Origin of the sequence: Methanopyrus sp. KOL6 (assembly GCF_002201915.1) — an archaeon.
GTDB lineage: Archaea > JAADCQ01 > Methanopyri > Methanopyrales > Methanopyraceae > Methanopyrus.
The window spans coordinates 181,214-195,994 of record NZ_CP019470.1; the positions used below are offsets into that span (position 1 = coordinate 181,214).

Here is a 14,781-nt window from a genome sequence, read left to right on the forward strand (position 1 = left end):
GTCGTGGATTATTCCGAGAGCCCCTAAGTCGTGAGCTGTTAACTCTTCTCCGAGAGGGAGTAGCTCACGGGCTAATTCCTCACCTCGTCGGTAGACCAGCTTAGCCACCGACGCGGGCACGCGGGCTTCAGACCGAATACGCGTCCAGTGTCTTCCGAAACAGTTTACACCGAAGCGTAGAAAGATCTGTTTAGAGTAGTGAGGAGCCGTCTTGCGCAGTTCCGCGTACACGTCTATATCAGATGTGAACATTGCTCAACCCTCAGGCCGAACCTCGACTGTCGCGGGCTCCCCCTCCTTCCCGCGGATTTCGATGCTCACGGGGAGGAATTTCTCCACCACCCATGCGTTCGTCGGGAGGTGTGGATCGACGCCGGTCACACCGAAGACCGATTCACCGTCAGCAATCGCTAGGAATGGCAGAATCTGATCTCCCATGTGCTCGTCGAGGGCCATTCCAGTGCGAAGACGCTGCACGAGCTGCTCCGCAGCCTCTCTTCCCACAATCTCTGCGGGCTTGCCCTTCTCACCCAGCGCATCAGCACCGATCCTGTTCCCACGATCGTCTTCCGCCCACAAGACGATACCACTGCCGGGACCTAAGTGCGGATCGCGGCCTTTAGGGTACGTCTCGATCTCGATTTCAGGTCTGATCCCGAGTTCCCTCTCGACAATTTCCGAAGCCGCCTTGGCCTGACGTTCCGCCACATGGGGAGGCAACCGCACGCAGTGGGAGATCCCTCGAACACTCTCCAGCTCGCCGAACTTCACGGCTTCCAGCGGCTTCATCCGCTTTGGGGGTTCAATCCTGGCCCTGACTATCCCCCCACCTCGAGGGTAATGACCGCGTCGCAGGACCTCCAACTCATACCGGTAACCGATTCGGTCTAGGTAGTGTGCGTTGACGTTGATCTCGTAGTCCACAGGTGGTGACCACTTGACGTCCGTCCCGCCTCGTACTTCCATCTCCACTGGGCCGTCTGCAGCTATCGCCGCGAGCTTGACGGCCTGAAGCAGTAAGGTCACGCTGCCCGCGGTACCGATATCTACCTCGTACTCTCCTCCCTTCGCCTTCCCAGGCTCGAACACGATCTCGGTCGAACCTATCTCAAGCCCCTCACACTCCGCGTTGCAGATCTCGGCCACGGCCTCCACTGCATGTAGGTGCTGGTGTGAAAGGCCTGGGCGTGGCCTGTTGGCCCGGATATTGTATATTCGAACCGGTTCGCCGGTCAGTGCCGACATCCCGACCGCCGTCCGGAGTATTTGACCTCCACCTTCTCCGTAGGAGCCGTCGATCTCTATCAAGCTCATCACCGCACCGGCGATGAGGAGGGTCCGGATGGCCGCGCTCGTGAGGAGAGAACCCGGGGCTGAGCCGGGGTTTTAACGCCGTCACCCCTCCTCCATCGGTTTTACTTCTATCTCACTAGCTTCCGCCTTCGGTGCCTTCACGACCAGGAGACCACGACCGCACTTCGCACTGACGGCGTTCGGGTTGATTTTCCCCGGTAGGTCTATCCTCCGTCGGACTTCTCCGGTCACGCGTTCTCGCGTTTTAGCCTCACCTTCTCGCATCTTCGGGACGTTAGCCGTGATCTCTACGAACCTCTCACCCGCCCTGACTTGAACGTCTTCCGGGCGGGCGCCGGGGACCTCCGCGATGATAACGAACTCCTCCGAACGTTCGAAAACGTCCACGGCGGGCGTGTGTAGCGATCTTACCATTCTGATAAGCTGGCTCGAAGTTCCTTCCAGTATTTCCGTTATCTCCTCGGGCTCCATTTCCTTCAAGATAGACCCTACCAGCCGCCCGTCCTCCCGGAATAGCTTTATCAGCTCCTCCGTGACCTCGAGACCGGCCTTAGCGCTTTTCATCCCGATCTTCATCATATCCTCGATCACACCCACTGTAGTACCCCCTAGCCAAATCGTTCAGTATCTCACGAAGCTTTTTCAATCCGGTTCTTTCCGTCGCCGAGACCTTATAAACGGGTTCCCCCTCGAGGTCGGGTTCCTCCCACAGGTCCCGTAGGTCGGCTTTCGTCAGCACCACGTAGGTCGGTACGTCGAACTCCTTCCGGACACGACCAAGCAACTCCAACTGCTCCTCTACGGGATACCCGCATGTTCCGGTGGGGTCTATCAGGAAAAGCACAACGTCCGTCACGTGCTTCAGGGCCGCGATCGCCTGCCGCTCGACCGGATTGCGCTCCTCCTCAGGTCGTTCCAGCAAACCCGGGGTGTCGAGCATCTGCACTGGATACGGGTCCTCCATGTATCCTACTTGGATGCCCTTGGTAGTGAAGGGATATGGGGCTATCTCCGGCTTTGAGCCCGTAAGAACCGTCATGAGGGTGGTCTTACCGACGTTGGGGAACCCCGCCAAGGTCACGGTGAACATCTCGGTGTCGATCGCGGGTAGGTCTACGAGCTTCGGCTGCACCTTCCGGAGGAACCTGAGCGCGTCTCCAGCTTTCCTGCGAATAGTCGAAGCCAGCCTCCCGAACGCCTGACGTCTCAACTCCGCGGCGGTCCGGGGGTCCTTCGCCCGCTTGATCTTACGAGTGTACTCCTCCCGGATCAACCTGGCTATCTTGGCGACAGTGTGCACGTCTGCCAGACTGCTTTTCAGCCTGTCGACGCCCGCCAGCGCATCCGCCAACTCCCGGTAGAACGGGTGGAGCTCGTCGAGGTTGGGTGTCTTCCTCACGATCTCCCAAAGGCGGTCCTGCACTAACTGGCATGCCGTGTTGACACGTGCTATCTCGATGGACCTTGCCCTGACTTCAGGCGGTGTTTTGGTACCGTGGAACGATTTCCTGGTGCCTTCAGCGGCTCTCTCCGCACGACGGAAGGCGACGTCGATCAGCTCTTCCGGATCCGGTACCTCGGGTATATTCCGAAACGGGTTCCCGGACACGGTATCGCCTCCCGTAAACCTTTTTGAGTCGACAGAGGCCGTCCGGCGAGAAAACGACGACGGGGGTTCCACGAATGGAGTACATTTACGCGGCATTGCTGCTTCATGCTGCAGGTCAGGAGATTAACGAGGACAACCTACGGAAGGTCCTAGAGGCAGCAGGTGTGGACGTCGACGACGCCAGGCTGAAGGCGACCGTGGCCGCCCTAGAAGAAGTCGACATCGACGAGGCTATCGAAGAAGCCGCAGTCCCATCCGCCGCACCGGCAGCCGCAGCGCCAGCAGCCGAAGAGGAGGAAGAAGAGGAAGAGGAAGCGGAAGAAGAGGAGGAAGAAGAGGAAGAGGAGGAGGCGGAAGAGGAGGCGGCAGCTGGCCTCGGTGCATTGTTCGGGTAAACCTCAGAAGAACGCGTCTAACGTCCTCTGTTCACCTTCTCCTTCCTTCTTCTTTTCCTTCTTCTCCTCTTTTTCCGCTTCTTCCACGGCTTCTTCGATCTCCTCCACTTCTTCCTCTATCCCAGATTCTTCACGTTTTCTCTCGAGCATTGACTCTACCGCACCTTTCGCCCGTTCTCTGCGGATCTTCCGCAGCTTCTCGCGAACGCGCAACGCTCGATGATATACCCGCTGAGCCACCTGTGGATCGCCGCAGAGGAACCCGATTTCCCGTTTGGAGAGATCTAAATAGCCGGCGATTCCTCCTAGGATTTCCAAACCGCGATCGGTGGGGTTATCCGCGACCTCCTGGAACGTGATCTCAAGTACTGGGATCACGTCCATCTTAGCACGGCGTGTGGATATATGCATCCGTTCCGCGATTTTTTTCGCTATGGAATTCCGGACATCACGCTCTTTGCGGGTGGCCCCCAGTTTCCGTAGGATCTTGGGAGGTTGGAACCGGACGAATCCCGGCGGTTTACTCTCCCGGGCCGCGGCCACACCCGACGTCATGAGGTCGGTGGCGTAGACGTACTTGAACCTCCAGTCTCCGGTTTCTATCGCACGATTCGAGAATACGTCAGCTTTGGACAGGTAATCGTACGCGCGAGCGATCTCTTCCGGGTCTCGGTACGCTCGAGGTATGTTCTGAGCTATCCACAGGATCACGTCATCCGGATCCTCGTCTAAGTTCCAGAACGCGCGTCTGGCCTGTCTAGGCGGTTTGTTGAAGATCCTACCCAAGGCCTCGAAGATAGTGATCTCCTTATCACGCCATCCGAGCGCTTCCACGTCATCGGACGTCACCCTACCAGTAGGCCTCGCGAGCGCCTCCAGATCATTGATCGCGGCCCTGAGGTCCCCTTTCGCACGTTTGGCGATTCTACGCAGAGCCGTCTCCTCATACTCGATACCTTCCCGCTCACAGATACGACGTAGTACTCCGACGATATCGTTAACTCGGAGCCGACGGAACTCGATCATCCGGACGCTGTCACGTAGGGATTTGGGCAACGTCCACGGATCGTTGGCTACCAGGACCATGGGATTGCGAGTCTGACGTACGGCCCGAGTTAGCGCGGTAATCCCACCTCTATCCTCCCTGGGATCGATTCCATCTACCTCGTCCACGAGGACTAGGACCCTGCCCGACTGTCCCTTTACACGCTCGTAGTCCCCTCCGGTTTCCCTGATAATTCGGAGGAGAGAGTGTGACGTGGAAGCGCCCCCAACTACCTTCTCGATAACGCTTCGAGTGCGCTTGTCCGACGCGTTGAGTTCGATCACGTCCCAGCCGAAGTCGTGAGCCAGAGCGTACGCGGCACTCGTCTTTCCAGTCCCTGGTGGCCCGTGAAGTAGTACGGCACGCGGTTCCGGAATGCTACCGCGCGCCCACTCGTTCGCCCATGCGGCTAGCTCCTTCTTGGCCTCATCCTGGTTCACCAGCTCTTTGATCGACTTAGGCCGGTACTTCTCAACCCAAGGTACCAACGGTGTTACCCACCGGAGTACTCATTACCGAGCGCGTGAATTCTGGCTAACAAAGCCTCCAACTGGATCCGCTCGTCCGAGCCACGGACCAGGCGGTATTCGAAGTCACCGACGGCGTTCACGAGCTCCGGAATAGCCTCGTCCGGTATCTCGTCCATGTCGAAGATTTCTCGGTGTACCTGGCGGACGACGTCTTCTCCCGACATTCCGTACTTGGTAAGGAGCTCGTGTAGTAGTTCTCTGGCCCGATCGAAGTCCCCGTTCCAGGCGTGGTGGATCATCTCTCGCACCTCCTCGGGGCGAGCCGTAGCCGCGATCTGGAACACCGTGTCCTCGTCGATCTCCCGTCCGAGCGCCGCGGCAGCTTGGAGCACGTTAATAGCACGCCGCATGTCGCCCTCGGAGACGTAAACGATCGCGTCCAGGGCATCCTCCGTTATCTCGACTCCTTCACTCTCGGCGATCTCCTTTAACCGCTCCTTGATGGCGCTCTCGGGTAGTTTGGTGAACTTGAACACTACACACCGGCTCTGGATGGGGTCGATGATTGCGGACGAGTAGTTCGCCGCGAGTATGAACCGACACGCGTCAGAGTACATCTCCATGATTCTACGGAGGGCCTGTTGCGAGTCCCTAGTCAGGTTATCCGCCTCGTCGAGGAAGATTATCTTGAACTGGGCCCCTCCCATCGGCCGGGTCCTGGCGAAGTTCTTTACCTTGGTCCGGATTACATCAATTCCTCTCTCGTCGGAGTTGTGCAGCAGGACCGGGACCTCACCCGCGAAGAACATCTCGTTGCCGGGTACGCTCACGTCGTAGACGTAGCCATCGTAGTCCATGACGTCCAGATCCTCGACCTTGACTGCGTGTACGTCCGATCGTATGAGCGTCCTGAGCATCCGGTACGCTCTCTTAGCGTCCCCACTGAGATTTTTCGGATTGACCGAGGAGAGGACATTTCGAACTGCTTCCTTCGAGATCCGACCGTCGAACACCCACGACTCGAGATCGTCCACGAGGTCAGGTTCGAGCCTTTCGACGAGTTTCAGAACCGGATCGGCCGGCAACAGGTCACCCGTACGGGTCTCCCAAATCAGCTCGACACCGTCGTTCGTCACACGGCTCTCGACACCCGAGATCCTAGCCAGCCACGCCAGATCCACCGACACGTCCTTCGAAGCATCGATCACACTGTCATCGGCTAACTCACGTAGGAGCTCGACCCGGACTTCCACGGGCAGGTCGTAGATGGTGTTCGAGATCCGGGATCCGGACCCGACCGACGTGACTACTGTGCCGCCGTCGGTGGGTTGTTCGTCGAATTCCGCGACGAAGCTGAGTAGAAACGAACCCCTCTTAATCTCGGATGCCCTAATCGCCCGGAGGCCGTCCTCATCAAGTACCATCACTGAGTGGTTACCCGTGAGCTCGATCGTTCCGTTCTCGAGATGGACACGCAGGATCTTACGTGCACGATGTCTGATGAGCTTGGAAACGCGGGCCCAAGTCACCCTTAAGTTACTATCGACAGTCAAGACCTCCAGATCGCTCACGTCCACGTACTCGCCACCACGATCCCCGAAGTACCAGCTATCGAGGTCCTCGAAGGTCACTCGGTGAACTTCGCTGCTCCTTCGCACGAGGATGGGAGTATCAGCGGACACAGAAGCGTTCAATTCGAGGAAATTGTCCCTCCAGTGTTCACCGAACAGTTCACGCGATAAGCACAGAGCCGCCGTCGTTTTGCCGGTTCCGGGTGGACCGGCGAAGAGTAGGTTGGGCATGTCGCCGCGGTTCACGTAGGCCTTCAGACGCTCGACCACGTGCTCCTGGTCGACGATGTCGTCTAAACGCCTAGGTCGGTACTTCTCCACCCATGGTATCTCGAGAACGCGTAGCTCGTGCTCGGCCATCTCGGCGTCCCCGTGGGATCGCATCACCAAGCTAATAAAAACCGTCGGTCGGGAGAGATCAGCCGGTTAGGTACTTCATGACAGGTAGTTCCCTCCGCATGCGTTCCATGTACTCGACACTGTCCGAAACGTCGGTGAAGACTTCTTCGACACGCTCCACGTGCTTCTTCTCCACGACCTCGGACCCTTCCTTCTCAGCCACGATTCGAGCGGGCTCCAAGAGTCGCGTCGCGTACCGTATGGACTTCTCCTCGCCAAGATCCGTCAAGTACTCATGAGCTTCGTCCGTCAGCTGGATGTCTTGGACTCTGGCCCTGATTCCGATAATCTCGTAGATTTCATGTCGTTCGAAAGGCCTGGTTCTCGCGATCAGCATACGGTCCAGCAGATCGCCTGGAATCCCGTGAGGAGCCTCCTCGTCCGTCCCTCGTACTTTCGCCATGGCCCTGTTAGTAGCCATTACGAGGATCGGAGCGATTTCCTCCTCCAGTGACCTGTTCAAGAACGCGAACGCCTCTATGTCCAGCATGTGCGCTTCATCTATGAACAGTACCCCCGGAACTAGACTGGCCTCCCCTTCGTCGACCATCTTCTGGACCCGTTCGTCCACTTTCTGACGAATCTCGTCGGTGATCTCTTCTTCACGGAAACCCAAGAGTCGACCGGCCCGTACGTTGGCCATGTCGAGGTCGTGCAGGGTCACCACGCGCTTGATCTCTTTCTTCTTCTGCACCGGACCTTCCGGGAGCTCTACCGCGTGAACTCCTAGGAGTTCTTCCTCTTCCTCCTCGAGCGCATCCTTCGCCCGTCCGAGTTTCGTCACGTGACCACTTTCCACGTCGATCTGGATTACGTCTCCCTCACGAACACCGGCCTGCACCAGCTGGATCGCTATCTCCTCGGGTACCTTGAACCTTCGGTGGTCGTCCTGAGTTTTAAGCTCGATGATGGCCCCGCTAGGTACCTCCATATACGGGGAGAGTGGGTGCTTAGCACGCTCTATCTCGAGGCTTTCGACCTTCCCTTCAATTACCTCCCGAGTCTCCGTGAACTCGACACCGATAGCACGCCGTATCCCCTGCTGTAAAAACTCCGTTTTGCTGAGGTTCGTGCCGTAGATCTCGGAACCGGAGATAGATACGAACGGAACGTCTTCACCGAGTTCTCTGGCTATACCGTACGCGATCGCCGTCTTACCCGTGCCGGGCGGACCTATGAGGAGGAGACCGTGACCCGCACGCCGACCCTTCTTGACCATCTCGACGACTATTCCGGCGGCTTCACGAGCCTCTTCCTGTCCCACCAAACCGTCTCCGACTGGCTTCGCCTTGAGATTCTCATCGAGGCCGAGACCGGTGATGTGTGAGTGCGCTCCCGGTGATGTTTCCTCCGTAGAAACTTCGCCGATCTCCTTGATCTCAACCAACTTTCGGTACCCCCTGCCGATCAACATACACTTATATTTATTATTTTTGGGTAGCTATCGAAGTTCGTGATCGTCATTTGAATAGTTTCAAGCAACATTTATCCGCGGGACCTCGTGGGGACACTTGAGGGGATGGACGTGATCACAGTGGTAATCTCTGAAGCTCCATACGGCCAAGAACGTGCATACACTGCGCTGAGATTCGCTCTCACTGCCCTTGTCGAAGGAGAGGAAGTCAAGATATTCCTAATAGAGGACGGGGTGTTCCTAGGGAAGAAAGGACAAGATCCTGACGAGGTTCCCAACTACTTGGAGATCCTGAAACAGTGCATTGAGCAAGGAGCCGAAGTGAAGGCCTGTGGGCCATGCTCCAAAGCCCGAGGGCTGAGCGAAGAAGACTTCATCGAGGGAGTCGAGCTGGCCACTATGCATGATTTGGTGAACTGGGTGAAGGAGTCCGATAACGTCATTTTCTTCTGACGGAGTCACCTCTCAGTGCCAACGGTGTGCGAAAAAGGGATATCAGCCCCTCGGACCGGTACGGGCAGGGATCTCCGTGCTGCGGTGGTCGTCGGCTCTTACTCTTCTCGTCTTCGCGACTCCGGCTTCCGCGACGGTGTACGTGGCGACGTGGACGGGACCCGGTCTAGACACCGACCCGAATCCTGAGACGAACTGCTGGACGACGAGCGTCTGGGACGTTAAGTGGTGGAACTCCCACCTCGACGAAATGCCGGTCAAGGAGCAAATCGAACTCATACCTGTCAAGAGTTCCTCCAGATGGCGCCAAATCTTGTACACAGGCGTCGATCCAGTAACAAAGCATAGAATCGATGTGATCTACGTTCCAGGGGGATGGAGGCCCGAAGAACACTGGGGCAGCGATTGGGACGATCTCCTAAGGTGGGCCCAGTTGCATCTCGGGATCGGATACGTGGGGATCTGCGCCGGTGCGACGACGTTCATTCGGGCGTTCCCATGCGTATGGAGCGTCGATGGGCTGAAAGGGCATGCGCTCCCCAAGGTGTTGTTGTTACCTCATCCAGCGAACCCACTAGTGAATGAGGGTGAGAGTAAGGTCATCAGGATGTACTACGCCAACGGTCCCGGCATGGAGTGGAAGCGTGGCTGGTACACGGTAAAGTACTACATCGACAAGAAGCTGCACGAGGTTAAGGCATACTGTGACGTTCAGGGTGTAATGAAGTACCTGGAACACGTGAAAGGATGGGCCTACGTGGCCGGTCGGTGGATCGTGGACGGCGTCGAGAAAGGTCGGTTCGTTGTGATGAGCGTGCACCCCGAGATAATGGGTCGGAAGGACGAGGACCCTGACATGGTAAAGACATTCATCTACGCGATTCTCTGGGCGGCGAAGCGACTACCTTCGGGATGGAAGATACACTTGACTCTGGACAAGACACTGGTGAGCGTGGGAGAAGCCGTCAGGGTCATCCTGAGGCTGGTGAACTCCGTGGGAGCTCCGATAGCGGACTTCTCCCCTGTCTGGGTGAAGGTGATAGGACCAGAAGGCGAGGAAGAACACGTACTTAAGACAGACGAGAGGGGCAAGGCGGCACTGACGATAGTACCAGAATTGGAGGGGCTGTACCGCATCGAGGCTTCAGCCGTGGACGTTCAAGCCACGGGGTCTTTCTCGGTGGGTATACCACCGGTGCCTTTCCCAGCGGTAACGGGAGTTCTGATAGCATCGATATTAGGAACCGTCGTCACCAAGAGATGGATTCGACAGATTTCTCAAGGCTAGCTCGGCCAGCTTATCCGCAACACGTTCTAACACCATCGGTGAAATAGGGTCCGGGTCCCGAATGTACCGTCCGGTCGTAACCAACACGTGATCTGATGGTGCCCCGCACTCCATGAGCTCCTTCGCCACGGGTCCTTCGGCATCCTCGAGCCGTACGACTCGCACTTCTTCACTGCCGTATCCGAAGACCCCTCCGGTGCTCACGGTGATTGCTCCGAACCGCCGTGCTTCTCGGACCAGAGCGGCGGTAACCGGGGTCGTACGACCTCCAGCGATAGTGATCACGACTACGTCCGGCTCCCACGAGTTAACTAATTCGGAGGCGTTTTCTTCAGTCACGAACTCGGGTTCTGCATGAACCTCCCTAAGGGGATGAACACGCCCAAGTCGCGCGGCGAACTCCGCTTTATTCTCCCCAACTCTAGCCCCATGTCTTAGGTGTATGATATCATCAGGCTCAACCCTCTGGCCGTCAACGCATATGATCCTTTTGGGGCCTCCTCGGTGAGTTTCAAGCAGTCTCAAGAATACTCGGAAACCGAGCCTACCTATGCCGCACAAAAGGACGGTGCCGCGGGGACGCTTGCGGAGCTCGAGCTCCTCAATGAACTCATCAGACTCCACGCGTCTGGTCCCCCATAATGATCGTTTTGGTATGCAATCGAGACGTCGTAGTAATAAGACCGTGAGGGAACCTATGGGCGAGGGGACACCGATGACTGTGGCTAGAGCGATTTTCATCAAATGCGGGAACTTGGGTACCTCCATGATGATGGATATGCTGCTAGACGAGCGCGCCGACCGCGAGGATGTGGAGTTTCGTGTAGTCGGCACGTCCGTCAAGATGGATCCGGAATGCGTGGAAGCGGCTGTCGAGACGGCGCTCGACATAGCCGATGACTTCGAGCCGGATTTCGTAGTGTACGGAGGTCCGAATCCTGCCGCTCCGGGTCCCTCCAAGGCCAGGGAAATGCTGGCGGACTCTGGGTACCCAGCGGTCATCATCGGCGACGCTCCGGGCCTTAAAGTGAAGGACGAGATGGAGGAGCAAGGGCTCGGATACATCTTAGTTAAGCCCGATGCGATGCTCGGGGCTAGGCGGGAGTTCCTAGACCCAGTCGAAATGGCGATTTATAACGCCGATCTTATGAAGGTGCTCGCGGCGACCGGCGTGTTCAGGGTAGTCCAGGAAGCGTTTGACGAGCTGATCGAGAAGGCTAAGGAGGGTGAAATCTCCGAGGACGATCTACCCAGGTTGGTTATTAGTAGGAACACCCTACTGGAACGCGAGGAGTTCGAGAACCCGTACGCCATGGTCAAGGCCATGGCGGCCCTGGAGATCGCCGAGAACGTCGCCGACGTCTCAGTCGAAGGGTGCTTCGTAGAGCAGGATAAGGAGCGTTATGTGCCGATCGTGGCGTCCGCTCATGAGATGATGAGGAAGGCGGCGGAGCTCGCCGACGAGGCGCGCGAACTCGAGAAGTCGAACGATGCCGTCCTCCGAACACCGCACGCTCCTGACGGGAAGATCCTGAGTAAGCGAAAGTTCATGGAAGACCCCGAGTAACTTCTTCCACCCACTCTTCTTCTAACAGCTCGTCCAGCTCGTCCCGAAAGTACGCCCGGAACACTATCAGGGAGCGTTTTATTCCTTGCAGTTGTCGTTTCCTAATTCTCTTATCAGGTTTCAACAAATTAGCGTGCACGTCCGTCCTGCCCAAGAGCGTGATCTCACCGTCATCGAGGCAGATCGCGCCCCTGCCAATACCCGCCGTGGTGCCGATTCCGACGTCCGCTCCGGTACGCTCACGGACTGCCCTAGCCATCATGACCGCTACCTTCCGGTCGGTCTCCTCCCGGTAAGCTTTGGCACCCGACTTCGAGACCTCATCGGGTTCCGGCGGGTCTATGCCCAGAAGAGATCTCAGTCCGGACACAGTCGGAATGAAACACACCGCCACCACGGAGACCTTCCCTTCGAGTTCCGTACCTAGTATCTCAGATCCCAACTCGCCTGTATACCCGCTCGCGGAAGCATGGATCTCGCGACCGACGAAACCGTGGGTGAAACACTCCGCGGTTGCGACCCTGATCACCCAGGGTCCCCCGCCATGACGTGTATTTAACCGTTATCACGTTGAAGCAGTCGGTGCGCTAATTAATCTCTCTCACTACCTGTAGGGACGACGCACTGGTAAGATATGAACGCCCTAAACGACGGGGTGCCTGCGCATGGTGGAGATCAACAAAGTCGCAATTTTAGGCGCCGGATGTTGGAGAACCCACGCCGCGACGGGTATCACGACGTTCAAACGTGCATGTGAGGTAGCCGACGAGACCGGCATTAAAGAGGCCGCTCTCACGCACTCCAGCGTGACGTACGCCGTCGAGCTGAAGCACCTGGCGGGCGTTGACGAGGTGGTCCTATCCGACCCCGTGTTCGATGCCGACGGCTTCACGGTCGTGGACATCGAAGAGGACTGCGGCGTGGATCTGGATGAGTTCATCGAGGCGCACCTCAAGGGCGACCCCGAAGACGTGATGCCTAAGCTAAGGGACTACGTGAATGACATCGCCGACGACGTTCCGAAGCCGCCCGAGGGCGCCATCCACTTCCTGAGCCCCGATGAGATGGAGGACAAGCTCGACATCGTTGTGACCACAGACGACGCGGAGGCCGTCGAGGACGCGGACATGATCATCTCCTGGTTGCCCAAGGGCGGCGTTCAGCCCGACATCTTCAAGAAGATCATCGACGACATCCCGGAAGGCTGTATCGTGGCCAACACCTGCACGATTCCGACGCGACAGTTCAAGGAGATGTTCGAAGACCTGGGCCGCGACGACCTGCAGGTGACCTCCTACCATCCAGCGACCGTGCCGGAGCATAAGGGCCAGGTATTCGTGGCGGAGGGTTACGCGGACGAGGAGGTCGTCGAGGCCGTCTACGAGATGGGTGAGAAGGCCCGTGGACTGGCGTTCAAGGTCCCGGGTTACCTGCTGGGCCCGGTGTGCGACATGGCCAGCGCTGTCACGGCGATCGTGTACGCCGGTCTGCTAACGTTCAGAGATGCATGTACCGACATTCTAGGAGCCCCAGTGGACTTCACCCAGAACATGGCCGTAGAAGCGCTGAAGATGATGGCGAAGTTCATGGAGGAGGAGGGTCTGGACAAACTGGAGGAGGCCCTGGACCCGGCAGCACTCACGAACACAGCCGACTCGATGAATTTCGGCCCGCTGGCGGACACGGAAATCCTGCCGAAGGCCATAGAAGTCCTGGAGGAGTACTCGAAGAAGGCAGAGTAAGCCCCTTTACTTTCCCACAACAGTCCCTTTCCAGGGGAGCTCGTTGAAGGAGCCGGGAATAACTGATCTCACGGAGACAGTTCGGTCACGTCCGTTCTGGGACGTCGTCAAAGAAATCGGGTTAGCTAAGGCCGAGGAAATCGCTGAAGTTGTTCCGGAAGGTTCCCGGGTACTCGTGTTGGGAGCGTACCTGACGGGAATCTTCGTGGCAGAGCTCCTCTCGGAGGAGCATGAAATCACTGTCCTGGATCCCGAACCCGCGCTTCGGAAGATCTTACCCTCGGGTGTGAGGTTCAGGGCAAGTCGAGTACCTCCTCCCGGACGCTACGACGTCGTGATAGATTTGACGGGATTAGGCGGAACGAACCACCGGGCGCTACGTAGACTGAACCCCGACGTACTCGTGGTGGAAAACCCGGCCGGAAACATGAACGACCCTCGAATCGAGGAGTACAACGACACCGAAGAGCGTCTGGAGGCCGGGAAAGAATCCTACGAGCTCCGACTGTTCGACGCCCCGTTCGAGGCCAAGACTTCCGGCACGTTCACACTTTCCGTGAGGGCCGTACGTGAGGCTGCGAACAGGCTGGAACGCCATTACGGTGTCCTTTATGCCGTCCCGGGTGCGGTTAACCTCGAACGATGGACCTTCAGGCTGAGGAGACCCGAGGAGGGAGTCGAGCGAGCTCGGGAGAAACCGGCAGTGACGGTATCGCAGCTCACCGGTTCCTCGGACCCGGACGAGGTCATCGGGGAAGTCCTTGATGAGATCCTTTTCGAAATCCGTGAGCGTTGAAGACGTTTTGGGAACCCTTGAGGAACTGGCACCGTTCGATCTAGCCGTCGAAGGGGATGAGGTGGGTCTCGTCGCCGGGGATCCCTCCGACTCCGTGGACCGTGTGGTAGTATGCTTAGACCTCACACCTCGGCTCGTTCGTCGGCTGTCCTCCGAAACACTCGTGATATCACATCACCCCGTCCCCGAACCTCTGCTCGAACGCGTACGATCCCCTGTAATCGTGTTTCATTCGAACTGGGACGTAGCTCGAGCCGCGGAGGCCCTAGCCGAATGGTTAGGGCTAGAAGATGTCCGTAAGCCGGATCCGCTAGCCGCCGAAGGCAGGTTCGACGGTACGCTCGAGTACCTGTTGTCAAGGGTTGAGGACGTTCTTAGCCCTCCGGAAATACGAGTAGTCGCCGCGAAAAACCGCATACGCGACGTGATCGTGGTCCCCGGGTTCGGACTATCCACGGACCGTTTCGTTCGTCTCGCGGCAAAGGAAGGAGCTGACGCTGTCGTCTCCGGTGATCTGACCCACCGAACGGCCATAGTAGCCAGTGTTCTCGATGTGGCTTGTGTGGATGCCACTCATGCAAGTACCGAGCTGCCCGGGTTGAAGGAACTCTCGGAGGAACTCTCGAAACGCTTGCAGGTGCGGGTGGAGCTGAGGCCACCCGAGCATCCGGTGGGGGACCACTATCGTGCGTTTCAAAGACGCACTGCGCGAAGTTAG

The 14,781-nt window shown here is 57.8% G+C and carries 15 protein-coding genes; 7 read left to right on the forward strand and 8 right to left on the reverse strand.

What is annotated here, in order from left to right; translation table 11 throughout:
• Positions 1–255: 255 nt before the first annotated feature.
• The 3 genes from rtcA to BW919_RS01060 all read right to left on the reverse strand — a co-directional run bounded on the left by rtcA (position 256) and on the right by BW919_RS01060 (position 2,923).
• Positions 256–1,314, reverse strand: a complete 1,059-nt coding sequence (gene rtcA, locus BW919_RS01050; protein ID WP_088334956.1) for an RNA 3'-terminal phosphate cyclase — start codon at positions 1,312–1,314, stop codon at positions 256–258.
• Between the two features lie 81 nt (positions 1,315–1,395).
• A complete protein-coding gene (locus BW919_RS01055; protein WP_157665834.1) occupies positions 1,396–1,911 on the reverse strand; it encodes an Hsp20/alpha crystallin family protein in 516 nt (171 codons plus the stop codon).
• On the reverse strand, positions 1,865–2,923 hold the full coding sequence (locus tag BW919_RS01060; protein ID WP_157665835.1) for an NOG1 family protein: 1,059 nt from the start codon (positions 2,921–2,923) through the stop codon (positions 1,865–1,867). Before BW919_RS01060 ends, BW919_RS01055 begins: the two co-directional genes overlap by 47 nt.
• 74 nt (positions 2,924–2,997) lie before the next feature.
• On the opposite strand from BW919_RS01060, the gene rpl12p reads away from it, so the two are divergent.
• A complete protein-coding gene (rpl12p, locus tag BW919_RS01065; RefSeq protein WP_088336452.1) occupies positions 2,998–3,318 on the forward strand; it encodes a 50S ribosomal protein P1 in 321 nt (106 codons plus the stop codon).
• Positions 3,319–3,321: 3 nt separating this feature from the next.
• Here rpl12p and BW919_RS01070 read toward each other — a convergent pair whose 3' ends face one another.
• The 3 genes from BW919_RS01070 to BW919_RS01080 are packed head-to-tail and all read right to left on the reverse strand — an operon-like array spanning position 3,322 to position 8,190.
• Positions 3,322–4,851 carry a replication factor C large subunit gene (locus BW919_RS01070; protein WP_088334959.1) on the reverse strand — a complete coding sequence of 510 codons (1,530 nt, stop codon included), beginning with the start codon at positions 4,849–4,851 and terminating at the stop codon, positions 3,322–3,324.
• A gap of 5 nt (positions 4,852–4,856) precedes the next feature.
• On the reverse strand, positions 4,857–6,764 hold the full coding sequence (locus BW919_RS01075) for a replication factor C small subunit (RefSeq protein ID WP_088334960.1): 1,908 nt from the start codon (positions 6,762–6,764) through the stop codon (positions 4,857–4,859).
• A 58-nt stretch (positions 6,765–6,822) separates the two neighbouring features.
• On the reverse strand, positions 6,823–8,190 hold the full coding sequence (locus tag BW919_RS01080) for a RuvB-like helicase (protein ID WP_088334962.1): 1,368 nt from the start codon (positions 8,188–8,190) through the stop codon (positions 6,823–6,825).
• A gap of 132 nt (positions 8,191–8,322) precedes the next feature.
• On the opposite strand from BW919_RS01080, the gene BW919_RS01085 reads away from it, so the two are divergent.
• Positions 8,323–8,670 (forward strand): DsrE/DsrF/TusD sulfur relay family protein, encoded by a 348-nt coding sequence (locus BW919_RS01085; RefSeq protein WP_088334964.1) that lies wholly within the window; start codon positions 8,323–8,325, stop codon positions 8,668–8,670.
• Positions 8,671–8,812: 142 nt separating this feature from the next.
• Entirely contained in the window at positions 8,813–9,958 is a 1,146-nt protein-coding gene (locus BW919_RS01090) for a hypothetical protein (RefSeq protein ID WP_232452894.1), read from the forward strand.
• Here the strand turns inward: BW919_RS01090 and BW919_RS01095 are convergent.
• Complete coding sequence (locus BW919_RS01095; protein WP_088334968.1) at positions 9,908–10,582, reverse strand: ThiF family adenylyltransferase; 675 nt, start codon at positions 10,580–10,582, stop codon at positions 9,908–9,910. The two genes, BW919_RS01090 and BW919_RS01095, sit on opposite strands and share 51 nt — an antisense overlap.
• Before the next feature lie 91 nt (positions 10,583–10,673).
• Here BW919_RS01095 and BW919_RS01100 point away from each other — a divergent pair, with 91 nt between their 5' ends.
• A complete protein-coding gene (locus tag BW919_RS01100; RefSeq protein ID WP_088334970.1) occupies positions 10,674–11,525 on the forward strand; it encodes a F420-dependent methylenetetrahydromethanopterin dehydrogenase in 852 nt (283 codons plus the stop codon).
• On the opposite strand, the gene BW919_RS01105 is transcribed toward BW919_RS01100, so the two are convergent.
• Positions 11,506–12,054: a FeGP cofactor biosynthesis protein HcgF family protein gene (locus BW919_RS01105; protein ID WP_088334972.1), complete on the reverse strand. Its 549-nt coding sequence runs from the start codon at positions 12,052–12,054 to the stop codon at positions 11,506–11,508. The two genes, BW919_RS01100 and BW919_RS01105, sit on opposite strands and share 20 nt — an antisense overlap.
• 136 nt (positions 12,055–12,190) lie before the next feature.
• On the opposite strand from BW919_RS01105, the gene hmd reads away from it, so the two are divergent.
• Genes hmd through BW919_RS01120 form a run of 3 tightly spaced genes read left to right on the forward strand, consistent with a single transcriptional unit; the run spans position 12,191 to position 14,781 of the window.
• Positions 12,191–13,267 (forward strand): 5,10-methenyltetrahydromethanopterin hydrogenase, encoded by a 1,077-nt coding sequence (gene hmd, locus BW919_RS01110; RefSeq protein ID WP_088334974.1) that lies wholly within the window; start codon positions 12,191–12,193, stop codon positions 13,265–13,267.
• Between the two features lie 43 nt (positions 13,268–13,310).
• Positions 13,311–14,063, forward strand: a complete 753-nt coding sequence (locus BW919_RS01115; RefSeq protein ID WP_088334975.1) for an SAM-dependent methyltransferase HcgC family protein — start codon at positions 13,311–13,313, stop codon at positions 14,061–14,063.
• Positions 14,032–14,781, forward strand: a complete 750-nt coding sequence (locus tag BW919_RS01120; RefSeq protein WP_088334977.1) for a Nif3-like dinuclear metal center hexameric protein — start codon at positions 14,032–14,034, stop codon at positions 14,779–14,781. The genes BW919_RS01115 and BW919_RS01120 overlap by 32 nt, the downstream gene beginning before the upstream one ends.

Bases quoted from the DNA above. Each gene is read 5' to 3' on its own strand.
- BW919_RS01120 (WP_088334977.1), top strand. From the start codon at position 14,032: ATGAGATCCTTTTCGAAATCCGTGAGCGTTGAAGACGTTTTGGGAACC.
- rtcA (WP_088334956.1), bottom strand. From the start codon at position 1,314: ATGAGCTTGATAGAGATCGACGGCTCCTACGGAGAAGGTGGAGGTCAA.
- hmd (WP_088334974.1), top strand. From the start codon at position 12,191: ATGGTGGAGATCAACAAAGTCGCAATTTTAGGCGCCGGATGTTGGAGA.
- BW919_RS01100 (WP_088334970.1), top strand. From the start codon at position 10,674: ATGACTGTGGCTAGAGCGATTTTCATCAAATGCGGGAACTTGGGTACC.
- BW919_RS01075 (WP_088334960.1), bottom strand. From the start codon at position 6,764: ATGGCCGAGCACGAGCTACGCGTTCTCGAGATACCATGGGTGGAGAAG.
- rpl12p (WP_088336452.1), top strand. From the start codon at position 2,998: ATGGAGTACATTTACGCGGCATTGCTGCTTCATGCTGCAGGTCAGGAG.
- BW919_RS01085 (WP_088334964.1), top strand. From the start codon at position 8,323: ATGGACGTGATCACAGTGGTAATCTCTGAAGCTCCATACGGCCAAGAA.